Genomic DNA, 23,019 nt, shown 5'->3' on the forward strand with positions numbered 1-23,019 from the left:
TCAGGCCCCCACGATGCCCTTGAGCACACTGACGACCAGCGGAGCCAGCGCAGCCAAGGCATAGCCGATCCCTGCGGCCTTGAACGCCTCCTTCGACTTCTCCTGTTCACCGGGGTCCCCGCCACCGAAGACACGACGAACCCCGCCGATGGTCAGGAAGACGGTGGCCAGGCCGGCGAGAATGCCCATCAGCCAGTTGCGGATGTTGGTGAGCACCTCGTCGACGCTCTCGGCGATGGCCAGGACGACGGGGTCCGCGTGGGCGGACGCGCCCACCAGCCAACCCAGCAGGACCAGCGCGCCGACCACCACCGGTCGCCAGCGAGCATCTAAACGGCGAGCGGCCACTGCCCCCGTCGCGCGCCTGCGGTCCTGGCGGTCGTGCGGGACGGTTCGCGGGGGGAGGACAGGGGGGTTCAGACGCATGACGACACCTCCGAGGACGAGCCGGCCGGCCCCGATTCGGGGCGGGGCGAGGAACCGGTGGAGCAGGCGAAGGCTGGACCCCGCCCGCGCCCCTGAACTCCGGGAAACCGGGCCGGAAGGGACACGCGATGCGCGGCTTTCTTCCCGGTGGGCGCTGACCCGGCGGTCACACCGCGTGATGCGATGGCGGTCCTCGAGGCACGAGCTGCGGCGTCGCGGATGGCCACGGCGTGGGTGGCCTGGATCGCCAGGTCCCCCACGCACTCACCGGAGCGCGGTGCCTCGTCCCGCAGGTAAGCAACCAGGCGTTGCTCGGCACGGTGACGTGCCTTCTTCACCGCCTGGTACGACACGTTGCGCTGGGCGGCGGCATCGGCAAGCGACACGCCTTCCAACCGTGTCGCACCGACGAGTTCGGCCTCCGCCGAGGTGATGGCCCCCTCGGCGACGGCGCGCGCGAGAACGAGATCCGGGTGCCCCCACGGTGGTGGAGGCATACGCGAACGGAACCCGTGCCCCGAGGGAACCGGGGTATCGAGTGCCTCCCGGACGGCGGCGTGCCCAGCGCGGTAGGCAGCCCACCGCAGCCGCAGCATGATGCGGGGACGCCGCAGGTCGATCTCACCGAGCTCGGCGACGAACCCGGCGAGTACCGCGGCGTGAATGTCACTCGGGTCGCCAGCGAACCTGGTCGACAACCGCGCGGCGATGGAGGTCAGGGCGGGCATCGCGACACCGACCGCCCCAATCGTCCAGGCCTCTCCTCCGGTGCGCGTGAGCAGAACCAGATGCGCCCACACCGCGTCCCGCAACGTCTGCGGGCAACGACGGCGCAGCAGCCGGTCCCGCACCTCGTCCAGCGGAACCCGCCGAGCGGGGAATCCGGCGAACAACCGGCCGTCGACCGACACGGGCCGGGGCCCAGTGACCAGCCACTCGAACGCCGACCGGGCAGCGTCCAGCGGCATCGAACCACGCTCGAAACTCCGCCGTGGAGGGGTTGTGCGTGCACTCATGAAACGGCTCCCAGAACGAGACGGTCACAACGACCGATCTAGGAAGCCATCTGGGTAGTACCGACCGACGTCCAAACTGGTACCAGGCACGTACCACCCGGTTCCGGATCGAGAAACGAAGCTCGTGGAAACCTGGCACTCGATCACGTGCAGGAACTACTCACTGCCTGCCTCAAGCTCACGGGGAGCAGGCCGCTAGCCGTATCTGACCTGCGGTAACGCTGCTGCGGTACCTGCCTGGTACCACTCCGGTCACCGCACCGTCCTCGCAATGGGTATTCCAACCGACGGGATGAGGGAGTCAGACGAAGAGTCTGCGAGGTGTCACGATCACTCGTTTCTCGCATTTCCAGGTTCGCGCATTCCCAGGTGGGCAACCGGAAGCGGTACCGACAGAAAATGTCGACGGTCCCGTGTCCCCGACTCGCCTGTTCGCCGGAGTTCAGAGGCGTCAGCAGCGCCTCCCAACCCGGGCGCGCCCCCACCTCGGACGAAGGGACCTCCGTGACCCAGCCTCACGACGCCCGCCGCCACCCACCGCGACGGCGCCACTCCGCTGTCCGCGCAGACCAGTCAACCCGTCTCGGCGGGCCTCGCGGTGGGGACCGCCGCCCGTGGCCGACCGCCCCCACCACCACCCGTGTCAGCCTCGGCCACCCCACCACGAACACCAGGCATTCGCGACTGCACGGCGCGGCGACAACACCCCCGCCGGCGACGGTGTGGCCCGCCGGGGACTCCCCGGTGCCCACCGAGCGTGCCTGGCCCACGGCACTGGTGGAGCGGATCGTAACCTCGTTCAGCACCCCCACGGCACGAGTCGTCCTGCTGTCCAGCCCCCACCGGAACCCCCCTGGGAGCAGGCCGTCGTCGGTGCCCCGCAATGGCACTGACGACAACGAACCGGAGGACGAACTCAGCAGAGCCCTGGGCGTTGTGAAGCAGCTCGGCCGAGCCGGGAGTGTGGAACACCTTCCCGACGGCCCCACCGCGAGCACGCCGCGGTTCAGGCCCTTCTGGGCCGAGTTCGTCGACCAACCACATTCGGCCCCCGAACTGGCGCCCACCGCCCCCGCGCCCACCGCCGGAACACCCCAGTTCGGCTCGCCTCCGCCGGGACGCAACCGAGCGGACCTCGTCATCACCAGCCTGTCGCCAACCGGTTCCCCAGACCAGCAGGCGGACCTCGTCGCGCTGTTCGCCGCCCGCCGTCTGAGCGTCGGCGGCCTCCTCGTCGTCCTCACTCGCTGCGACGGAAATGGGGAGGAGCTGTCCGACCCAACGGGACCGCTCGTCGCCGCCGCTCAGAACGCCGACCTGCTCTACCTCCAACACATCGTCGCCCTGCACGCCCCCGTACGCGACGACCACTTCCTCCTCGCGAACCTCGGGGGCGGCGACCGCGAAGCCGGCGCCCGATACCGCGCCCTGGTACGCGGGCTACCCGCACCCCACCGACGCATCCACTCCGACGTCCTCGTCTTCGCGCAGCCGCATGACCACCGACCAATTCCGCAGCTCGCCCGGGCAACCACGGACGAACGAGGCACCCGGTGAACGCCTACCGCCACTTCCTTGCCACACCCCAAGACGACCCCACCAGGAAGGCCGCCGAGTGACGCCCCACGCCCTTCATCCGCCCACCGCCAGCCCCGACAACGACACGACCCGCACCTACGGTGACGACGAGACAACGCAGCCCATCCAGCGTCACGTCATCGCCGCGCTCGACACTCCACCCCCAACGGCCAGCACCCGCACGTGCCTGGCCCTCGAACCGCCCGCGGTCTCCGTGTGGACCACCGCTCAACGCTCGCCAGCGACCCAACGCAAGAACTACTACACCCCCGACTCCACGCCACACCCGGCGAAGATGCTTCCGGAGGTCGTCCGGCACGCCGTCACCCACTACACCCGCCCCGGCGATCTGGTACTCGACCCGATGTGCGGGATCGGCACCACCCTGGTCGAAGCCCTCCGCCTCGGCCGCCGCGCCGTGGGAGTGGAGTACGAACCCCACTGGGTCGACGTCGCTCGCGCCAACCTCGACCTCGCACGCGAACACGGGATCGACCACGACGCGCGGGTGTTCCACGGTGACGCCCGCCAGCTGATGACCCTGCTGCCGCCCGAGTACGTGGGTCAGGCCACGTTGGTGGTCACCTCCCCGCCCTACGGCCCCTCGACACACGGCCAGGTCGCGGTCGCACCCGGGCAGGGGGTGCAGAAGTACTACCACCGCTACGGCAACACGCTCGACCGAGGAAACCTCGCCAACATCGGTCACCACCGCCTGCTGGCCGGGTTCACCCGCATCCTCGCCGGGCTGCGAACCTTCCTCACACCGGGAGGCCACGTGGTGATCACCATCCGGCCGTGGCGTGAGCACGCCGAGTTGATCGACCTGCCCTCGCAGATCCTGGCGTGCGGCCGCTCCGCCGGGTTGATACCTGTCGAACGAAACGTCGCGCTGCTCGCTCGCGCGACGGACGACGGGTTCGTGACCCGGGGCTCGTTCTTCCAACGCGACTTCATCCGCAAGCAGCGGGAGGCTGGACTACCCCTGCACCTGATCGCGCACGAGGACGTCCTCGTGTTCCGCGCGGCACTCCACCGCAGCACACGCGCAGGCGGCCTCGGATCCACGTACCCGGCCCCGCCCGGTCCTTCGTGGGGTCCCGCGACCAGTCCAGTCCAGAACCCGGCCAGCCGGGTGGAGGAAGAAGGCCGCGCAGCATGACCACCCCCTGTCGGTGCCAATCCTCCACGGCGTCAGCCCCTTCTCGGCCTCCCGTCGAGCCCGGCCCCGTCCTTGGTTCGCTGTGTACCGGATACGGGGGCCTCGACCTCGGAGTACTCGCCGCATTCGGTAGCGGCCGGGTCGCCTGGGTAGCTGACCCCAACCCACACGTCACGCGAATTCTTGCGTCCCGGTTACCTGACGCGCCGAACCACGGAGATCTCCGACACATCAACTGGGCGCAGGTTGAACCGGTGGAGGTGCTCGTCGCCGGGTTTCCATGCCAGGACATCTCCGCTGCGGGCAACCGAGCAGGTATCGAGAAGGGGACCCGCAGTGGGCTGTGGACCGACATCATGGCCGGCCTTCGCGTACTACGACCGCTCCTCCTCATCGTGGAGAACGTCGCGGCGCTCCGCTGGCGCACCGGAGGACTCCACCGCGTACTCGGCGACCTGGCCGAAGCAGGGTATGACGCGCTGTGGCGTAGCGTCCGCGCCGCCGAGGTCGGAGCCGCACATCGGCGAGAGCGGGTCTTCCTGCTGGCCTGGCCATGCCTGCCGAAGGGCTGCGGAATGCCCTCTCCGCGTGTCGAGGCCCTGCGTCTCCGAAGGCTCGTTCAGTCGCACCAGCTCCGCGAGCGCAACCCGACGTCAGTGTCCGCAGCACACTCGACTGCTACCAACTCCGACTGCCCCCGATGCGAAGAACTGCACTCATCGCGGTCACACCGGCGGTCCTGCACTGTCGGACGCAGTACGGCAACGGGCGACGACAACCCGCTCAGCTTCGGGGAAGGCGGAAACCTTCCGCCACTGTCCGACCCGGCTGTGCCTGGACCTGCCTCAGCCCACACCGCCTGGCGAGACGGTTCTCCCGAAACTCTTGCCAACACCCCGAGCAACCGACGGCACGAAGGGATGCCCGGCGCAGCGTGGTTCCAAGGGCGACCTGATGCTCCCGTCAGCGGTCATCCAACGAATCCACCAGCTGGGACCAGCATTCCTCGCCGATATCAGGGGCGAGGAAACCTCTTGGCAGGTGTAGCCCCGGGCCGTGCCACAACACAAGTCGGATCGGCATCACTGGACTGGGGCGTCTACGACGCGGCGATCCGCCGTTGGGAGGCCGTACTCGGGCGCCCAGCCCCGCAACCAACCGAGGTTGGCAACCATGGCCGCCCAGTGCTCGCGCCCACCTTCGTTGAGCATCTCATGGGCTTACCAAGCGGGTGGGTCACTGACTTGGACCTGCCACGCACCGCGCAGCTTCGTGCCTTGGGCAATGGCGTGGTACCGCAGCAGGCGGCTTACGCTGTGTCCCTGCTCCTCGGCGATCTCAACGGCCTTCTCAGTACCAATTACCCTCCCGGGCGATTGGAGGACGAAGCCGGTGCGTGACAGAGCCCGACACGGGCTCAGCAACTTCTCACGGCAGTCGACCTGCACGCTGCCCAGTACGAACGGGGAAGGGTGTCTGGGAGGACCGGTTGCTCGGGCGGTGAGAGCAGGTCCGGTCGTCGCCCTGTGGCTGCGCGACATCGCCCGGACCCATCGTTGCCGCCGGGGCGGGCCGATGAACGGTCGGCAGGCAAAGCCGAGGAACGGCCCGCGGTGTTCGGTCAAAGGGGGTTCCCGCAGATCCTAAGCCGGTTAGTGGCCCTGCCTCGTCTTCGCGACTACCAGAGCAGCCTCTGTGGTGCTGTGCGTCGCTGACTTTCCCGGACAGGGCCGATGTGAGGCCCTGCCAGGCAGGCCACCGAGTCGTACGAGCTTCAACATCCTGCTCCGAGTCGGTCACCCACTGGCCATCGCGATCGCAACGGCCTCCGGTTGTTTCCCGCCACTGTGAGCAGAGTACGGCAGACTGAGGTACTGCCGAGGCGGTTGTCGAGCGGAGTCGTAGATGAAGAAGGTCACTCGGAGGAGGTACCGGTGGCTGGCTGGGATCGGTGCAGTAATCACGGTCGCAGGCCTGGCCTGGTCCACACTGTGGTTGTCAAGTTTCATTGGTGGCGATGGTGGTACAGGAATCGCTGATGCTCTAGCCCTAGGGCTCACAGTTTTGGGCACGTTGGCGACTTTGTATGGGCTGCGAGCGGCAAGGCCAGACGCCTCCGAGTCCTTGGTCCGTAACAGTCTGAGTGGGTCCGTGACCTCCGTAGCCCAAATCGGCGTGGTGCACGGCGACGTCCACCAACACGGGCCCTCGCCTGCTTACGACGAGGTGTCCCTGATCATCCGGGACTGCGTGGTACATCTACGTGCCAATGGCACCCTGCCCTCTGCGGTAGAGGTGCAAGTAACGAAGCTGGGTGTGAAGTCGGCACGATCCGCCGTCAGCGCTAGGGGCCTACCCCCTTTTGTGTCCCGAACGCTCGGCGTTGAGCTGACCGAGATGTTGCGGTCGGAGGGGATGGTGCTGGTGCGTGGCCCGGCGGCAGCGGGGAAGACTCGCCTAGTCACCGAGACCATCCGAGCTGAGCGGGGAGAAGACCCCTTGGTGGTGCCTCGGAACGGCCGGGATCTACGCCGTCTCGCTGACGCTGAGGTTCTCCCTGATGGGGCAGTAATCCTGTTGGACGACCTGGAACGCTTTCTCGGCGGCGAGGGGCTGGACCATCAGTTGCTGAACCGGCTGTGCGCACCAGGTTCGCGCAGAGTGGTGGCTGCCACCATACGCAACGAGGCCCTACGCCCGTATGAGCAGGTCAGAATGGCGACGTGGACTCAGTCGAATCAGCATCTGCACATCGGAGCGGAAGTATTCACCGCGCTACCGGACGAGCGGCGCCTGGCGCTACCTACACGGTTGGACGCCGACGAGCAGCAGCGGGCTCAGGAGCTCTCCGACCAGGATGAGCGTCTCGCAGCGGCCGCTATTGCTGGAGAGGGGTTCGGAGAGTACCTGGCTGCTGGGCCGGCAATGCTTGAGCGGTGGCGAGTGGGCGACGAGCCTGCTGGGGTGGGACGAGCTTTGATCAGTGCGGCAGTTGACTGCCGCCGCGCTGGACTGTCAACTGCATTGCCAAAGGCCACACTCGCAGGGCTGTTCCGCCACTACCTCGTTTCCGGGTGGTCTCAGCGCCACGATCTCCCGTCTGTGGAACAAGGACTTGCGTGGGCGTGCGCACCTGTACTGGGCGCGGGCTCGTGCCTTACCCCGGTGGGTAAGAACGCCTACTTGGCCTCGGACTACCTCGTTGACATGGTCGACGAAGCGCACCAGGACAGAGTACTTTCCGCCGAGGTGCATGAGGCAGCCTGGAACGTAGTGCTATCTACCGCCTCCAAGGCTGATCTGTTGAGAGTGGGGCTCCGAGCCTACAACGCAGGAGCGGTGGGCCGTGCGGAGCGTGCCTGGGCCGTAGGGGCCGAAGCCAATGACAGCAAGGCCATGACGAACCTCGGCCTGCTACTAAATCTAGGTGGTCGGGTCAGTGAGGCTGAGGTCTGGTATCGCAGGGCGGTCGTATTGGGTGACAGTAGGGCGATGACAAATCTTGGTGCTCTGCTCGAGCGAGATGGTCGGGTTGAGGAGGCCGACGTTTGGTACCATCGTGCGGCTGAGGCCGGTGAAGAGACGGCAATGATGAACATTGGTAGGTTGCATAAATCTCGTCGGCAGTTCAAAGACGCGATGGTGTGGTACCGCCGTGCGGCGAGGAGTGGTGATATTGTCGCGATAAAGGCGCTCGCTGGCCTAATGATATACCTTGGTCGGGACGAGGAAGCCGAGGTTTGGATTCGACTTGCGAGTGATTCCACTGGAGCGAATTTGTTGCGACGTGAGCAGAAGCTGGAATAGGAGCTTGTCGGCTGGGCTCGCGGTCACGTGTAATAAATATTCACGATTCCGTGCATTTTCGTCAAAAGTAGACTAGGTTATGCGTTCGTAGCAGGTCGCGTCTGTGGTGAATCCTACTGCGCATCGCCGACCTCGATGGATCCTGTTTCGCCCAGTGCTCGCGTGTCAATTGGGCTACAAAATCGCTACCACGCCAGCAGTTAAATATAACGTATGGTGACATGGTTCGCGCGTGGCCGCTGTCCTGCGTAGGGTTCGGTAAGGTGGTGTTGTGAATAAGTCCGCTAAGTGAACGGATGCTGGTGGTGCTTCTCGATGGTCAGGGGGTTGGAGTGGCATGCAAAATGGGTGTCAAGGGTAAACTAATTGGTCAACGTGGTCCTGTTGCTCCTGCTGGGTGTGTGGTGAAGGTGGACCTCGGGGAGGAGAGTCCAAAGATCGACCCGGAAGTGGCGCGGGTGCTGCTGAGGATTATCGAGAAAGCATCAAATATGTATCCCTCGAGTGACGTTTGTGAACGTGCGTGGATCAGGCGGAACGAGAATCACCATACGACAAGGGCAGGGTAACGATGCGATTCGCCTTCTACGGCCGAGTATCCACTGAAGACCAACAGGATCCCGAAGCCTCCCGCAACTGGCAGAGAGCGAGGGCACAGGCGCTGATCGAGCGGCACGGCCCCATCACCACGGAGTTCTTCGACGTGGGGCAGTCCCGCTCCATCCCCTGGAAACGCCGTCCCGAAGCCGCCCGCCTGCTCCGCGAAATCCGAGAGCCCGCCCGCAGCTTCGACGCGGTCGTCATCGGTGAGCCGCAGCGCGCGTTCTACGGCAACCAGTACGGGCTGACCTTCCCGGTCTTCATCCACTACCGAGTCGGACTGTGGGTGCCCGAAGTCGGAGGTGCGGTGGACCCGGACTCCGAAGCCCATGACCTGGTGATGTCGGTCTTCGGGGGCATGAGCAAAGGCGAGCGGAACCGCATCAAGATCCGGGTTCGCTCGGCCATGGCCGCGCAGGCGAGTGTCGAAGGACGGTTCCTGGGCGGACGCCCGCCGTACGGCTACCGGTTGGCCGACGCCGGCCCGCACCCCCACCCTGGTAAGGCCGCTGAGGGGAGACGGCTGCGCCGCCTGGAACCGGACCAGGACACCGCACCCACGGTCCGGAGGATCTTCCACGAATACCTCAACGGTCGGGGAATCTTCGCGATCGCAGAGGGACTGACCCGAGACGGGATCCCCTCACCCTCGGCCGCCGACCCGACGCGGAACCGTCACCGGTCAGGTGTGGCGTGGTCCAAGGGGGCGGTGCGGGTCATCCTGTCCAACCCCCGCTACACCGGCCGGCAGGTCTGGAACAAGCAGCGCAAGGAGGAAGTGCTCCTCGACGTCGAGGACGTCGCGCTCGGGCATGAGACGAAGATGCGCTGGAACGACCGCGACGCCTGGGTCTTCTCCCGGGAGATCGTGCACGACCCACTGGTCGACCTCGACACCTTCGAGCGCGCCCAGCAGGTCGCGGCCGCCCAGGGCCGGGGACGTGACACCCGGGAGCGGCGGCGCACCCGCCACCGCTACGTGCTGCGGGGTCTGCTGCGGTGCGGACTGTGCGGGCGGCGGATGCAGGGCCAACAGAGCCGGGGCGTGCTCTTCTACCGGTGCCGGTTCCCCAACGAGTACGGCCTGGCGAACAAGGTCGAACATCCCAGGAACGTGTACCTTGCCGAGCGGGACCTCCTGGGGCCGCTCGATGACTGGTTGAGCAGGTCCTTCGCCCCGCACCGGATCTCCGACACCGTGGACGCGCTGTGCGCCGCCCAGCGGGAGAAGGAGGAGGACCCGGTGGAGACAGCAGCGGCCCGGCTGGTTGGGGAGTGCGACAGGGCGTTGCGTCGTCACAGGGCGGCGTTGGAGGCTGGTGCCGACGCGCGCCTGGTGGTTGAGTGGATCGCGGAGACCCAGGCGCGGCGCGCTGAGGCACTCAGCCGTTCCACGACGGCGGGAGCGCGGCGGGTGTGGACCGGCGAGGAGCTTCACGCGGTTCTCGAGGAGGTGGGAGACCTGCGGAGTGTGTTGGGTGCGGCGGACCCTGACGACAAGGCCGAGGTGTACCGGCGTCTGCGGCTCCAGGCCGTGTACCACCCGGGAAAACGAACTGTGCGGGTCGAGACAAATCTCGACCCGCACAGTTGGGGTTATAGTACGTGTCCGAGGGGGGACTTGAACCCCCACCCTCTTGCGAGGACTAGCACCTCAAGCTAGCGCGTCTGCCATTCCGCCACTCGGACTTGCTCGCTTCGGCTCTCCGCCGTTGCTGTACATAGATTAGACCATGCCTCCAAGGTCGTTTCCACCACCCCCCTCAAACGGGTCAGGGTGGTAGAAAGTGCAGGTGAGCGAGCAGACCAACACTCCGTCAGGGCTCAGCCTCGCCGAGGACGAAGCCGTCCGCATCACCAGCGAGCTGATCCGGATCGACACCACCAACACGGGTGATGCGGACACCGTGGTGGGGGAGCGGGCCGCAGCCGAGTACGTGGCGGAACAGCTGTCCGAGGTCGGCTACGAGGTGACCTACGTCGAGTCGGGTGCTCCCGGGCGGGCCAACGTCATCGCGAGGCTGGCGGGGTCGGACCCCTCGCGAGGTGCCCTGCTGGTGCACGGCCACCTCGACGTCGTCCCGGCCGACGCCTCCGAGTGGTCGGTCCACCCCTTCTCGGGTGCCGTGCAGGACGACTACGTGTGGGGTCGCGGCGCGGTCGACATGAAGGACATGCTGGGCATGTCGATCGCGGTGGCCCGGCACTTCAAGCGCAACCAGATCGTGCCGCCCCGGGACATCGTGTTCGCGTTCTTCGCGGACGAGGAGGCCGGTAGCTGGTACGGCTCGCAGTGGTTGGTGGAACACCGCCCGGAGCTGTTCGAGGGCGTCACGGAGGCCATCAGCGAGGTTGGTGGTTTCTCTGTCACCTTCAAGGACGGGGTGCGGGCCTACCTGGTCGAGACGGCCGAGAAGGGCATCGCCTGGATGACGTTGCGCGTTCGGGGCCGTGCGGGGCACGGGTCGATGCTGCACGAGGACAACGCGGTGTCGAAGCTGGCCGCCGCGGTCACCCGTCTCGGGCAGCACCGGTTCCCGATCGTGCTCACCGACTCCGTTCGCGAGTTCCTTGCCGGTGTGAGCGAGATGACGGGGTGGGACTTCCCGGAGGACGACCTGGAGGGCTCGGTCGCCAAGCTCGGCGCCATCTCCCGCATCGTCGGTGCCACCCTCAGGGACACGGCGAACCCGACGATGCTCCAGGCCGGGTACAAGGCGAACGTGATCCCGTCGGTGGCCGAGGCGACGGTTGACTGCCGTATCCTGCCTGGTCGGCAGGAGGCCTTCGAGCGGGAGCTCGACGAGATCCTCGGGCCGGACGTCGAGCGGGAGTGGCGGGGGCTGCCTCCGGTAGAGACCACCTTCGACGGCGCGTTGGTGGACGCGATGACCTCGTCGATCGCGGCGGAGGACCCGGCCGCGCGCACGCTGCCCTACATGCTGTCCGGGGGTACCGACGGCAAGGCCCTCAGCCGGCTGGGTATCCGCTGCTTCGGGTTCGCGCCGCTCCGGCTCCCGGCTGACCTGGACTTCTCCGCCCTGTTCCACGGTGTGGACGAGCGGGTGCCCGTCGACGGCCTCAAGTTCGGGGTCCGGGTGTTGGACCGCTTCCTGCGCTCGTCCTGACCGCCCGGGGGCTGTTCGCCGGGCGGGTGGGGTGGTTCGGCGCCCGCCCGGCGGGTGGTCCCGGACAGCCGCCCGAGGTGGCGATGGCCCCTGGCCGGGTCGGACGGGCGAGGAGTGGTCCTTCGTCGCCGCGGTGGCGGTGAGCTGGCCGGGTACGTGGCGGGTGGTCGTCAGGTGTGCAGGCCGGGGATGCCGACGGTCGTCCGCTTCCGACGCAGCCACACCTTGCGGGTGCCGTCACCGAACAGCAGGACTCGCGACAGCTCCCACCCCGCGTACTCGGCGTGGATCGCCAGTTGGGTGCTGGCCGCCCGCCTCGACACCCCCGGCGGGAGTCGCAGCGGGCGGTACTCCCAGTCCCCGTCGATCACCGGCTGGTCCGTCACGGTCGCACCACCTGTATCCCTTCTCCGGCCGCCGAGCCCACGAACACCGCCCCGGTGCTCGGGTCCACGGCCACCTCGTTCGGTTGCCGCACGGTGGGGAAGCGGTGGACCTCCACGGGCTCGCCGCCGAGCATCTCGTACCCGACGAGTTCGTTGGTCTCGGTCAGGGTCACCCAGGCGAGGTCGCGTTCCTCGTCGTAGGCGATCCCGTACGGGGCTCCGGGGACCGGGTAGCGCTGACGGAGCAGGAACGGTTCGGCGGAGAACGCCAGGAGTTCACCGGACCGGGTCTCGGTGACCAGGATGCGGCCGTAGCTGTCGGTGACGGCGTTGGTGGCTCCCTCTCCGGCGCGGAGCCCGAGCCCCTTCTCCCGCTCCTGCTCGTCGAGCCGGATCACGGCCGACTCGGCGACGTCGAGCACGAAGACGCGCCCTTCGGCGGCGATGACCTCCACCGGCTGGTGGAAGCCCTCGACGCGGACCGCCTCGTCCCCGCGGTCCAGGGTGACGACGCCTTCCTCGGCGTGTGCGAGCCCGGTGGTGGAGTCGAACCGGGTCGCGGAGGTGGCCGGCAGTGGAGTGGGGCGTTCGTGCGTGCCCAGGGTGTCCGGGTCGACCTCGACCAGGAGCTCGGCGTCGGGGACGGACACGAGCAGCGGGCCACCCGGGGCGGCGAGGGAGACGCTGGCACCGGGACCTGGCAGGTCGACCTCGTCGGCGGTTCCCTCGGGGTCGTCGAGGGGGAGGACCAGCAGCTGGTCCTCGACGAGAGCGGCCAGCGTGCGGCTGTCGGGGTCGGCGACGAGTGCGGTGACATCGCCTGCGAGGTCCATGACGTCCCCGGCCGGTCTGTCGGCGGCTGGGGCCTCGGCTGGCCGGGCCGGTTCGACGGCCTGTTCGGCGGCCTCGTCCTGGGCTTCGACCCCGAAGCACCCGGTGAGGCCGACGGTGGTGATGGCGAGAATCCCGACCAGGCGGCGCACGCTTGACTCTCCTCGGCTCGAGACGCGGTCCAGGTCGGGCGGCCGACCTGGGCGAGTACTCGTCCAGCATCCCCCATCGGTCGCGGAGGGTCACGCGCAGGCCCGGTCGCGGGGCGGGCGGGGGACCGTCCCGTCGTGGTGCCGGTGAGAGCCGTACGCCGGCCCCCGGTGGCGTCGATTCGGGCGCGGGACTCGACGGTGGGTGGAGGTTCGCGCCGGGCGGGTGGTGGTGCCGCGCGGGTGGGGCCGCCGTGGGGGAGGAGCGGCCGGTTCCCGTTCCTGCGCTCACGAGCCCTGGGCTGCCGCGCCATCTGGGGGCGACGAGGTGTTCGGAGGCTCGCCTACCTGGCGGTGGCCTGGGCGCGGTGCCGCGCCCAGGCACTCATCCCCAGTGGGTCGCGGTGACGTCCGAGGGGGTCATAGACGGTCGACACGACCCGTCTCGAGGTCGTAGACCCCGGAGACGACCCGCACCCCGGAACCGTCGACGAGGTGGCGGACGATCGCGGAGCGTTCCCGCAGGGTGCGGGCCGCGCTCCGCGCCTGTTCCTCCACGCAGGCCCGCAGGTACTCGGCGTCGCTGTCCATACGTGGGGTGCGCAGCACGCCGGCTTCGATGGAGTGGGCCAGGTAGCTGATGCTGTCGTGGAGTTCGGCTCCGTTGTGCACGAGGTCCACGGCGGCCTGCACGGCTCCGCACCCGGAGTGGCCCAGCACCAGGACGAGGGGGGTGTGGAGGTGCTCGACGGCGTACTCGATGCTGCCGATGACCGCGTCGTCGAGTACCTCGCCTGCGGAGCGCACCGTGAACAGGTCGCCGAGCCCCTGGTCGAAGACGATCTCCGGCGGTACGCGGGAGTCGGCGCAGGCCAGGACGGTGGCGAACGGGTCCTGCCCGTCCGCGAGGTCCTCGCGGCGTTCGACGCTCTGGTGGGGGTGTCGGAGGTCGCCTCGTACGAACCGGTCGTTGCCGGCGCGCAGGGCGGTCCAGGCCTCGTCGGCCGTGCGGGGACGCCGGCGGCCGTGCGAGGGGACGTGGGTGGTGCCACCGGTGGTGTTGGTCGTCGCGCTCGCCGCGGACGCTCCGACGGCCAGGGTGGCGGCGACTCCTCCACCCAGGCCGAACAGTCTGCGCCGCGACAGCCCTAATGCGCTGTTGGAGTTGCTCACATGCTTACGTTAATTGTTGCGCGAAGGAATGAGTACGCGTTTCCGCCGAGAATTTTCCGGACAATCGACGCCTATGGGATCACCGGATTCCGGTGGTGGTGGAAAAGCGCGGGATCGGTGTTCTGTCCGCTCGGTCCTGTCTGGGAGGCATGGGGCGGTTTCACTGGACGAGGTGGTGTTCCGGGTACCCGACGGGCGGGGAGCTGATGTCGTCGAGCGCCGCGCGGATCGCCAGGGGGAGGTGAAGGTGTTCCGTGTTCAACGAGGTGGTGAGCTGGTGCCTCGTGCGGGCACCGACGACGGATGCCGTCACCCCCGGTCGGTCGCGTACCCAGGCGAGGGCCACCTCGAGTGGGCTGACGCCAAGTCCCTCTGCCGCGGTGGCAACCGCCTGCACGATTCGCGCGGTACGGTCGTTCCGGTGGTGTTCGACGTAGTTGGCCATTCTCTCGGAGGCGCCACGAGAATCGGGAGGGGTGGCGTGGCGGTATTTACCGGTCAGCACTCCCCGGCCCAGTGGTGCCCACGCGAGCAGGCCCACGCCGTGGTGTTCGGCGGCGGGGACGACCTCCCGTTCGACGCCACGCTCCACGAGCGAGTACTCCACCTGGGCGGAGATGATCGGGGTGCCCCCGAACGGGCGGCGGTGGTGCTGGGTCGTCGCGGCGGTGGCCAGCTGCCACCCCGCGTAGTTCGAGACCCCGGCGTACCGGACGCGTCCGCTGGTGACCGCGTGGTCCACGGCGGCCAGGGTCTCGGTCAGGGGCGTGTGCCCGTCCCACGCGTGGAGCTGCCAGAGGTCCACGTGGTCCACGCCGAGCCTGCGGAGGGAACCGTCGAGCGCCGCCAGCAACGCGCCTCGGGACGCCCCACCCCCGAAGGGGCCGTCCTCGCGCCGGGCGACCGCCTTGGTCGCCAACACCACCTGGTCGCGGGGGACGACCTTGTCGAGCAGTTCTCCCACCGTGGTCTCGGCGGCGCCGCCACCGTAGACGTCGGCGGTGTCGACCAGGGTCCCACCGGCCTCGGTGAAGGCCGCCAACACCTCCGCCGCCGCCTCGGTGCCCGTTTCCTCGCCCCAGCCCATCGTCCCCAGCGCGAGCCGGGAGACGCGCAGTCCACTGTGACCGAGCTGTCGGTGTTCCACGACCGCGCAGCCTAGATGCCTTGAGGCGTTCCCGCTGGACGACCGAGTGCTCCTCAACCGCCTGGCCGCTGACAACCCACGTTACTGGCCGGTAGGGTTCGCCGATGCGACTTGGGTTGAATCTGGGCTACTTCGGCCGCGCCGAGGACGCCGAGCGCCTCGAACTGGCGGTGGCCGCCGAACGGGCCGGCTACTCGATCGTGTGGGCGGCCGAGGCCTACGGGTCCGACGCGCCGACCGTGCTGGCGTGGATCGGGGCGCGCACGCAGCGCATCGAGGTGGGCAGCGCGGTCATGCAGATCCCGGCGAGGACACCGGCCATGACCGCCATGACGGCCGCGACCCTCGACACCCTCACCGGGGGTCGGTTCGCGCTGGGCCTCGGCGTTTCCGGCCCGCAGGTGTCGGAAGGGTGGCACGGCGTGCCCTTCGCCCACCCCCTCGGCCGAACCCGCGAGTACGTCGAGATCGTCCGTGCGGCGTTGCGCAGGGAACGCCTCCGGTACGAGGGGCGGCACTACCAGCTCCCGCTGCCCGAAGGCCCCGGTCAGGCGTTGCGGCTCACGATGGCCCCGCCCCGCCCCGACCTGCCCGTCTACCTCGCCGCGGTCGGCCCCCGGAACCTGGAACTCGCGGGAGAGGTCGCCGACGGTTGGTTGTCCGTGTTCTTCGCACCCGGGCACGCGGACGCCTCGTTGGCCGCTCTGCGGGCCGGCCGCGAACGGGTCGGCCGCGATCTCGACGGTTTCGATGTCGTCGCCTCGGTCCCCCTGGTCGTCGGACCGGACTGGCGGCGGTGCGCCGACGCCGTCCGCCCCCACGCCGCCCTCTACGTCGGGGGCATGGGCAGCAGGAAGCAGAACTTCTACCGGGACATGGCCGCCAGGATGGGATTCGAGCGCGAGGCCGAGGAGGTGCAGCGCCGCTACCTCGACCGCGACCACGCCGGGGCGATGGCGGCCCTGCCCCTGGAGTTCCTCGACGCCGTCTCGCTGCTGGGCCCCAAGGAACGGATCACCGAACGGATGACTGTTCTCGCTGGCGCCGGCGTCACGACACTCGCGGTCAACCCGCTTGTCCCCGACGTCACGCAGGCTGCGGATACGCTGCGGATCGCGGCTGAGGCATGGGATGCGTCAGGAGTCGGTTAGGTGACATGGGTCGAGGTCCTCGTCCTGGGGATCGTGCAGGGGCTGACCGAGTTCCTGCCGATCTCCTCGTCCGGACATCTGCGGATCGTCTCCGAGTTGTTCTTCGACGCCGACGCGGGGGCCTCGTTCACCGCCGTCACCCAGCTCGGGACCGAGGCGGCGGTGTTGGTCTACTTCGCCGGGGACATCGGCCGCCTGGTCACGACCTGGTTCCGGGGGTTCCGCGACACCGAGGTGCGCCGAACCGCCGACTACCGGCTGGCCTGGTACGTCATCATCGGCTCGATCCCCATCGGGGTCCTGGGCCTCCTGTTCGCCGACCAGATCCGCACCACGGCCCGCAACCTCTGGCTGATCGCGACGATGCTGGTGGTGTTCGGGATCCTGCTCGGCCTGGCGGAGCGGATCGGGCGGCAACGGCGGTCGATGGACCAGCTCACCGGCCGCGACGCGGTGGCGATGGGATTCGCCCAGTCCCTCGCCCTGATCCCCGGCGTGTCCCGGTCAGGCGGAACGATCACCGCGGGGCTCTTCCTGGGTCTGGACCGTCCCACCGCCGTGCGGTTCTCGTTCCTGCTCGCGATCCCCGCCGTGGTGGCCTCCGGGTTGTCGGAACTCCCCGAGGTGTTCGAGGAAGGGGGGCCAGGGCTCCAACCCACCGGCATCCAGATGGTGGTGGCCACCGTGATCGCCGGTGTCGTCGGCTACGCGTGCATCGCCTGGCTGCTTCGCTTCGTGGAGCGCCACAGCGTGTACCTGTTCGTGTGGTACCGGATCGCGTTGGGCTGCCTGGTCCTCGGCCTGCTCGCGACCGGCGTGATCGACGCGACCTGACGGTGCCCCGCCCGGTGGCGGGGACGGCGGTGGGTGTGTCGGTCGCCGCCGGGAGCCGAGCGCGGACGCTGGCCCCCGGCGACCGGGATGACCTCGGGATGTCGGTCAGGACGAGGGCTCCGTCGACTCCTCCAGCTTGCTGACCTGGAGCGTCACCGTGTCCTCCGCGGTGATCTCGGTTCCGGCCTCCGGATCGGTCTCGTCGACCACCCAGTTCCCGGGCGCGACGATGATGTCGTCCTCGGGGTCCACCGACCGGTACTCGAACTCGGTGATGCCGGCCTCGTCCAACGCGTCCTCGGCGTCCCGGCCGTCCAGACCGATCACGTCGGGCACCGTCACCGGCTCCCCCTCCTCGGCCGGGTCCGAGGTGGGCGCTTCCTCCACCGTCTGGTCCGCCGGTGGTGGGGCCGCCGGATCCGGGGACGTCTCCTCGCCGTTGGAACATCCCACCAACGCCAGCGATAACGCGGCGGCCAGGGAACCGGCGGTGAGGGCACGTCGGGCCATGATGTCCTCCTCATCTCGCGGCCGGTCGTGATCGTCACCGGCCTCTCGACGGCCAACTACCCCGCGATCCCGGCTTTCACACCGGCGATCTCGCCGAGGGTGCCGGTCTCCTCCGGACGGCCCAGCGTGGGTGCCGTGAAGTGCTGGGGACACGTGCCCTGCCGCATCCCTCCCGGGCCGGGACGGAGCGGCACCCGGGGCCGGCCGTGACCCGCTGGCCGGGTCCGGTGCCCACGGATGGTCATGCGAGGGCACCGACCAGCGGTTAGCGTCCGGGTGCCACCCGCTGCCCCGCTGCCCCGGGGCCCGGGTGAGGGCCGTGGGAGGGAGGGACATGGGGACATCGGAACCGCACCCCCCGGGAGCCCGTCCGGCGACGCCCCCGGGCGGCGCGGCGGCCGAACTCCGGGACGCCCTCACCCCGAGGGCCGTGCTGCTGGTGTTGGCGGTTCTCGCGCTGCACCTGGCGTTCGTGCTCTCCTACGCCGGAGCCTTCCACGCCCCGACCCCGCAGCGGGTCCCGGTGGCCGTGGTCGCGCCCCCCGGCCAGGCAGACCAGCTCGCCGAACAGCTCGACGACCTGCCTGGTCAGCCGCTGCGCGCCCACGTCGTCGACGATGAGGCGGCCGCCGTTGCACGGCTCGAGCGACGCGAGGTCGACGCTGCCATCGTCGCGAACCCGGACTCCGACACCGACACCGTGCTGGTGGCCTCCGCGGCCGGAGCCTCCGTCGGGGAGGCCGTGCGCGGGGTGCTCACCCCCGTCCAGCAGGAGCGGGGCCGGCAGCTCCAGACCCGGGACGTGGTGCCCGCCGCCAGTGGCGACGCCCGGGGCCTCACCCCGTTCTACCTGGTCATCGGTTGGATGCTCGGCGGGTACCTCGCCTCGGCCATCATGGGGCTCGCCGGTGGTGAGCACCGGGCACGGCCCGCCAGGGTCGGAGTCCGGCTCGCCGTCCTCGCCGGGTACGCGGTGCTCTCCGGTCTCGGGGGAGCGCTCATCGTCGGCCCCGTGCTCGATGCCCTCCCCTCGGGGAACGTCCTGGTGCTGTGGTGGGTCGGCGCGCTCGTCGCGTTCGCGTCCGGCGCGACGACGATGGCCCTCCAGGTGCTGTTCGGCGTCGTGGGCGTGGGGGTGGCGATCCTGGCGTTCGTCGTGTTGGGCAACCCGAGCGCGGGCGGGGCCTACGACGCCTCGCTGCTCCCGCCCTTCTGGCGGGCCGTCGGTCCCTGGCTCCCGCCGGGTGCGGGCACCACCCTGGTCCGCGACACCGCCTACTTCGGCGACGCCCCGATCGCCGGACCGGTGGGGGTGCTGTCCGGGTACGCGGTGTTGGGTGTCGCGGTCGCCCTGATCGCGGCGGCCCTGCTGTCCCGGCGCCCCCGGAGGACGGGGACAACGCCGGCGGGGATCGGCGCCACCGGGAACCCCCGGTGACCGGAGGTGCTCCGGCCACCGGGGCGCGCCTCACTTCCAATGTGAGCCGGGTACGAGCCGCAACGTCACACCGAACCGGTTCCACGCGTTGATCGTGGCGATCGCGGTGACCAACGCGGTCAGCTGCTCCTCGTCGTAGTACCGAGCCGCGTCCGCCCACACCTCGTCGGACACCCCGTCCGACTCCAGGCGGGTGGCCTGCTCGGTCAGGGCGAGCGCGGCCCGCTCCTCGGGGGTGAAGAACGGGGCCTCCCGCCAGGTGACCACCGAGAAGAGCCGCTCGTCGGTCTCCCCGCCGGCCTTCGCGTCGTGGCTGTGCATGTCCACGCAGAACCCGCAGCCGTTGAGCTGGCTGGCGCGCAGCTTGACCAGCTCACGGGTGGTCCGGGGCAGGGGACTGGACTCCAGGTAGCGCTCCAGCCCCAGCATCGCCCGGTAGGCGGGGGACGTGGGGTCGATCGTCATCCGGGGTGTCATCTCACTCCTCCTCGCTCTCCGTTCGTCGAACGGAGTCGTGCCGCCGCTCCCCGCGCCCCGTGGGCAGCGGGAAGCGTCACCGTCACCTCCTGGACGGGACAGCGAGGCGTGCCGTGACAGCGACCGACACCCCGACCGATGTGATGCGGGACACGACCTCCTGGTGGGGAGGAGGACCGCCGAACGGCCGAGGGAGCAGCGGCGTGCGGAGCAGGGGGTTCTCGCTGGGCGGCCGGCGCCCGTGGTCCCGGTTAGGCTCGACGGACGTGGCCACCCTCATCCTGCTCCGCCATGCCCGATCCGTCGCCAACAGCCAGGGCCTGCTCGCCGGGAGAGCCCCGGGAATCGGGTTGGACCCGGACGGCGCGGCCCAGGCCGCGGCGCTCCCCGGTCGGCTCAGCGACGTTCCCCTCGCCGCCGTGCACACCTCACCGCTGCAACGCTGCCTCGAGACGCTGCGCCCCCTGGAACAGGCCCGCGGCCTCGAGCCCGCCGTGCACGACGGGCTGCTGGAGGTCGACTACGGGGACTGGACCCTCGCCGAACTGGGCGCGTTGAGCACGGAGCCGTTGTGGCGGGTCGTCCAACACCACCCTTCCGCGGCGGTGTTCCCCGGCGGGGAGGGCCTCGCCGACGTCCACGCCAGGGCCGTCGCCACCGTGCGCCAGCTCGACCGGCAGATCACCGCCGAACACGGCCCGGACGCCGTGTGGCTGGCCTGCACGCACGGCGACGTCATCAAGTCGGTCCTGGCCGACGCCCTCGGCATCCACCTGGACTCCTTCCAACGGATCGTCGTCGAGCCGTGTTCGGTCAGCGTCGTCCGTTACACCGAACTCAGACCGTTCGTCCTGCGTGTCAACGACCAGGGCGACGCGTTGGGCGGGCTGGCGCCGAAGCCCCAGGCCGAGCCGGGGACCAGCTCGGACGCCGTGGTGGGAGGAGCGACCGGGGGCTGACCGACGGGCGGGGCCGGCGCACCCACGGCCCCGCCGTCGCCTCACCAGGAGCCGCCGCCGCCCCCACCGCCACCTCGACCGCCGATGCTCCCACCCCGGAACCCGCTGCGGCCGCCGCCGAACCCACCGGTGTTGCCCTTCGACCGGGGAACCGTGGGCAGGGTGGTCCGCATCGACCGGTGGAAGTTCTGGTACGCCGGGAAGAAGCCGGCTCGCCCGGGACGCCCCCGGTACCAGCCGTCCGGCTCCGCGGCACCCACGGCCGCGAACTTCTTCGTCCACACCTCGGCCAACCCGAACACCTGGGCGTAGGGCAGGTAGCGGTTGAAGATGGTCTGCCGCTCCTCCTCGCTGATCTGGTCCGCCTCGGCCACCTCCAGGTACCGCCGGAAGTCCCGCGTCTGCGCCAGCGCCGTCGAGCCGAGGGCCGTGCGCGCCGGCATCCGACCGGCGAGCGCCGTCATCGCCAGCCCCGCCAGGATGATCGGGAGGCCCACCAGACCCAGGTCGACGGGCACCAACAGGAACCAGGTCACCAGCGCGGCACCCCCAGCGACCGCGAGCCCACCCATCCGGTAGCCGTCCCGGACCCGGTCGGGGCGGTGCTTGTACCAACCGCGCCGGGTCGTCTGGTCCAGGATCCGCTGCCTGGCCGAACTCTGCGTCTGGTGGAACTTGCCGGAGAGGGACTTCATCGTGCGCTGGCCGTCGCGCGCCCCGGAGAACAGACCGTTGAGGATCAGGCCCTCGAAGTCGGTGAGATCGGCATCGGCTCTCCGCAGCCGTACCAGGACGTGGTCCGAGCCCTTCTCCTCCACCCGCAGGTACCCGCGCACCGCCAGGTCGGTGACCGTGGCCGTCACCTCGGCGGTGTCGGCGTTCTCCTTCAGGATCGCCCCGCACAGCGCGGGCGGGATGTCGTCTGGTGGGGTGAAGCGGACCGCGACCTCGTCGCGCTGTCCGAGGCCCCGGACGGCTTCCTGGGCTTGCTGTCCCTCGGCCGGCGCCAAGCCGGGGGTCTGCCCCACGAAGTAGGAGTCCCGACCGCGCCGCAGGGTCCTGGCCAACAGCGCGCCGGCGCCACCGAGCATGACCGCCGCTCCGCCGAACACCCAGCCCGCACCGATCCCGGCGCCCTCACCGGGCCGGGTCAGGTTGGACATCACCAGGGCGGCGGGCGTCTGCCGGGTCCGCTCCATCGCCGGCGGCACCGTCACCGTGTCCGGGAGCGCCACCACGACCGTGACCGCGTTGCGTGGTCCGAGCGGACCCGCCTGGAAGCGCGCGGTGTCCCCGTCGGAGGTGGCGACCGGGCAGTCCACGTCGGGCTGGGCGGGGTCGCCGGCAGCGCAGCGCACCCTGCTGATCGGCCCAGGGGCGGTGACCGCGACCGACACCGACTCCACCGGCACCTCCCACTGGTCACCGAAGGCGTTCCAGAACAGCTCCGGTTCCCCCTCGGGAGCGTTCAGCAGGCCCCGCATCTCGTAGGAGATCTCGTAGGTGTGGGTCCCGGTGACCTGGGAATTCGGGTCGCCGAGCCGGATGACGTCGGCGGACCCGTCGTTGTCGGCGCCCTCCGGGTTGATGGCCGTCTCCACGGGAGCGCCGTCCATCGTCGCGCTGACGTCCACGACCTCGATGTAGCGCTCCTTGACGTCGTCGACGCTCCCGTCGGCGCGTTCGATCGGATAGGACACGGGGATGTGGCGGAAGATCCCGCGCCGGCTGTACATGCCGAAGCTGTACTCGATCGTCTCCACGACCCGCACGGCGCCGTCCTCGGTGACCTCCGCGTCGATGGCCAGGTCCACGATCCGTTCCCGAAGGTCGCCATCCGTCGTCGACGACGCCACGGCCGCCTGCGGAACGACCAACAGCAGGAAGCCGAGGACCGCGAGAAGAGAGGAGAACCTGCGCAGCATGGCCCCAGTATGGCCGGCGGTCACCCTCCGGATACCCCAGGCGGGAAAACTCGGGTAGACGGTCGACGCACCGCTGGTCGACCGTGACGTACCGTGTGCGATCTCGGGCGCGGTGGCACGCGGCTGGGCGGACCGTTGCCGCCCGCCCCGGACGCCGCGCCGAGCCTGGTGCGAGGGCCCGTGGTGCCCTCGGGGCGGTCGCGGAGAGCGAATTCCGGCCGGCGTGACCGGCACGACCCCCCGGTGTGGGTGTCGGATTCGACGACGCGGCGTCACCGACGCGCGGGGGAGGCGCCCGTCCGCACCGACCGTCCCCCGGCCG

Annotated in this window: 18 protein-coding genes, 1 tRNA gene and 1 pseudogene; 10 read left to right on the top strand and 10 right to left on the bottom strand. The window is 69.6% G+C overall.

Annotation, left to right across the window (positions count from 1 at the left end; all coding sequences use genetic code 11):
• Entirely contained in the window at positions 1-312 is a 312-nt protein-coding gene (locus ACOJVX_RS12745) for a pilin (protein WP_422646772.1), read from the bottom strand.
• Positions 313-416: 104 nt separating this feature from the next.
• Entirely contained in the window at positions 417-1,394 is a 978-nt protein-coding gene (locus ACOJVX_RS12750) for a hypothetical protein (protein WP_418154115.1), read from the bottom strand.
• A 921-nt stretch (positions 1,395-2,315) separates the two neighbouring features.
• Between ACOJVX_RS12750 and ACOJVX_RS12755 the strand changes: the two genes are divergently transcribed.
• The 5 genes and pseudogenes from ACOJVX_RS12755 to ACOJVX_RS12775 form a co-directional block, all read left to right on the top strand.
• The gene (locus ACOJVX_RS12755; RefSeq protein WP_422646773.1) at positions 2,316-2,999 is read left to right on the top strand and encodes a hypothetical protein; all 684 of its coding nucleotides are present in this window, start codon (positions 2,316-2,318) and stop codon (positions 2,997-2,999) included.
• Between the two features lie 58 nt (positions 3,000-3,057).
• Positions 3,058-4,182 (top strand): TRM11 family SAM-dependent methyltransferase, encoded by a 1,125-nt coding sequence (locus ACOJVX_RS12760; RefSeq protein WP_418154113.1) that lies wholly within the window; start codon positions 3,058-3,060, stop codon positions 4,180-4,182.
• Positions 4,179-5,582, top strand: coding sequence for a DNA cytosine methyltransferase (locus ACOJVX_RS12765; protein WP_418154112.1), 1,404 nt, complete (start codon positions 4,179-4,181; stop codon positions 5,580-5,582). Before ACOJVX_RS12760 ends, ACOJVX_RS12765 begins: the two co-directional genes overlap by 4 nt.
• A 751-nt stretch (positions 5,583-6,333) precedes the next feature.
• Positions 6,334-7,989, top strand: a complete 1,656-nt coding sequence (locus ACOJVX_RS12770) for an SEL1-like repeat protein (protein ID WP_418154111.1) — start codon at positions 6,334-6,336, stop codon at positions 7,987-7,989.
• 571 nt (positions 7,990-8,560) lie between these two features.
• Positions 8,561-9,634 (top strand): annotated as a pseudogene (locus tag ACOJVX_RS12775) (recombinase family protein); the annotation flags it as partial.
• A gap of 561 nt (positions 9,635-10,195) precedes the next feature.
• Here ACOJVX_RS12775 and ACOJVX_RS12780 read toward each other — a convergent pair.
• Positions 10,196-10,278 (bottom strand) — tRNA-Leu (locus tag ACOJVX_RS12780).
• 98 nt (positions 10,279-10,376) lie between these two features.
• Here ACOJVX_RS12780 and ACOJVX_RS12785 point away from each other — a divergent pair.
• Positions 10,377-11,717, top strand: coding sequence for a M20/M25/M40 family metallo-hydrolase (locus ACOJVX_RS12785; protein WP_026417975.1), 1,341 nt, complete (start codon positions 10,377-10,379; stop codon positions 11,715-11,717).
• Between the two features lie 170 nt (positions 11,718-11,887).
• Here the strand turns inward: ACOJVX_RS12785 and ACOJVX_RS12790 are convergent, their stop codons facing one another.
• The 4 genes from ACOJVX_RS12790 to ACOJVX_RS12805 form a co-directional block, all read right to left on the bottom strand.
• The gene (locus tag ACOJVX_RS12790) at positions 11,888-12,103 is read right to left on the bottom strand and encodes a DUF5703 family protein (protein ID WP_016697990.1); all 216 of its coding nucleotides are present in this window, start codon (positions 12,101-12,103) and stop codon (positions 11,888-11,890) included.
• Positions 12,100-13,086: a YncE family protein gene (locus ACOJVX_RS12795; RefSeq protein WP_026417976.1), complete on the bottom strand. Its 987-nt coding sequence runs from the start codon at positions 13,084-13,086 to the stop codon at positions 12,100-12,102. Before ACOJVX_RS12795 ends, ACOJVX_RS12790 begins: the two co-directional genes overlap by 4 nt.
• 417 nt (positions 13,087-13,503) lie before the next feature.
• Entirely contained in the window at positions 13,504-14,256 is a 753-nt protein-coding gene (locus ACOJVX_RS12800) for a carbonic anhydrase (protein ID WP_422646774.1), read from the bottom strand.
• Between the two features lie 160 nt (positions 14,257-14,416).
• Positions 14,417-15,403: an aldo/keto reductase gene (locus tag ACOJVX_RS12805; protein WP_103056736.1), complete on the bottom strand. Its 987-nt coding sequence runs from the start codon at positions 15,401-15,403 to the stop codon at positions 14,417-14,419.
• A 104-nt stretch (positions 15,404-15,507) separates the two neighbouring features.
• On the opposite strand from ACOJVX_RS12805, the gene ACOJVX_RS12810 reads away from it, so the two are divergent.
• Both ACOJVX_RS12810 and ACOJVX_RS12815 read left to right on the top strand, forming a co-directional pair.
• Complete coding sequence (locus tag ACOJVX_RS12810; RefSeq protein ID WP_026417979.1) at positions 15,508-16,554, top strand: LLM class F420-dependent oxidoreductase; 1,047 nt, start codon at positions 15,508-15,510, stop codon at positions 16,552-16,554.
• Positions 16,555-17,388, top strand: coding sequence for an undecaprenyl-diphosphate phosphatase (locus ACOJVX_RS12815; protein WP_026417980.1), 834 nt, complete (start codon positions 16,555-16,557; stop codon positions 17,386-17,388).
• 105 nt (positions 17,389-17,493) lie between these two features.
• Here the strand turns inward: ACOJVX_RS12815 and ACOJVX_RS12820 are convergent, their stop codons facing one another.
• Positions 17,494-17,898: a PASTA domain-containing protein gene (locus ACOJVX_RS12820; protein ID WP_026417981.1), complete on the bottom strand. Its 405-nt coding sequence runs from the start codon at positions 17,896-17,898 to the stop codon at positions 17,494-17,496.
• A gap of 334 nt (positions 17,899-18,232) precedes the next feature.
• Here ACOJVX_RS12820 and ACOJVX_RS12825 point away from each other — a divergent pair, with 334 nt between their 5' ends.
• Positions 18,233-19,336: a membrane protein gene (locus ACOJVX_RS12825; protein ID WP_026417982.1), complete on the top strand. Its 1,104-nt coding sequence runs from the start codon at positions 18,233-18,235 to the stop codon at positions 19,334-19,336.
• Positions 19,337-19,366: 30 nt separating this feature from the next.
• Here the strand turns inward: ACOJVX_RS12825 and ACOJVX_RS12830 are convergent, their stop codons facing one another.
• Positions 19,367-19,813: a carboxymuconolactone decarboxylase family protein gene (locus tag ACOJVX_RS12830; protein WP_418154106.1), complete on the bottom strand. Its 447-nt coding sequence runs from the start codon at positions 19,811-19,813 to the stop codon at positions 19,367-19,369.
• Between the two features lie 266 nt (positions 19,814-20,079).
• On the opposite strand from ACOJVX_RS12830, the gene ACOJVX_RS12835 reads away from it, so the two are divergent.
• Positions 20,080-20,772, top strand: coding sequence for a histidine phosphatase family protein (locus ACOJVX_RS12835; RefSeq protein ID WP_026417984.1), 693 nt, complete (start codon positions 20,080-20,082; stop codon positions 20,770-20,772).
• Positions 20,773-20,813: 41 nt separating this feature from the next.
• Here ACOJVX_RS12835 and ACOJVX_RS12840 read toward each other — a convergent pair whose 3' ends face one another.
• Complete coding sequence (locus ACOJVX_RS12840; protein WP_026417985.1) at positions 20,814-22,697, bottom strand: DUF2207 domain-containing protein; 1,884 nt, start codon at positions 22,695-22,697, stop codon at positions 20,814-20,816.
• Positions 22,698-23,019 lie beyond the last annotated feature (322 nt).

Source organism: Actinoalloteichus caeruleus (assembly GCF_049311605.1).
Classification (GTDB): Bacteria; Actinomycetota; Actinomycetes; order Mycobacteriales; family Pseudonocardiaceae; genus Actinoalloteichus_B; species Actinoalloteichus_B caeruleus.

Bases quoted from the DNA above. Each gene is read 5' to 3' on its own strand.
- ACOJVX_RS12750 (WP_418154115.1), bottom strand. From the start codon at position 1,394: ATGCCGCTGGACGCTGCCCGGTCGGCGTTCGAGTGGCTGGTCACTGGG.
- ACOJVX_RS12765 (WP_418154112.1), top strand. From the start codon at position 4,179: ATGACCACCCCCTGTCGGTGCCAATCCTCCACGGCGTCAGCCCCTTCT.
- ACOJVX_RS12810 (WP_026417979.1), top strand. From the start codon at position 15,508: ATGCGACTTGGGTTGAATCTGGGCTACTTCGGCCGCGCCGAGGACGCC.
- ACOJVX_RS12820 (WP_026417981.1), bottom strand. From the start codon at position 17,898: ATGGCCCGACGTGCCCTCACCGCCGGTTCCCTGGCCGCCGCGTTATCG.
- ACOJVX_RS12825 (WP_026417982.1), top strand. From the start codon at position 18,233: ATGGGGACATCGGAACCGCACCCCCCGGGAGCCCGTCCGGCGACGCCC.
- ACOJVX_RS12830 (WP_418154106.1), bottom strand. From the start codon at position 19,813: ATGACACCCCGGATGACGATCGACCCCACGTCCCCCGCCTACCGGGCG.
- ACOJVX_RS12840 (WP_026417985.1), bottom strand. From the start codon at position 22,697: ATGCTGCGCAGGTTCTCCTCTCTTCTCGCGGTCCTCGGCTTCCTGCTG.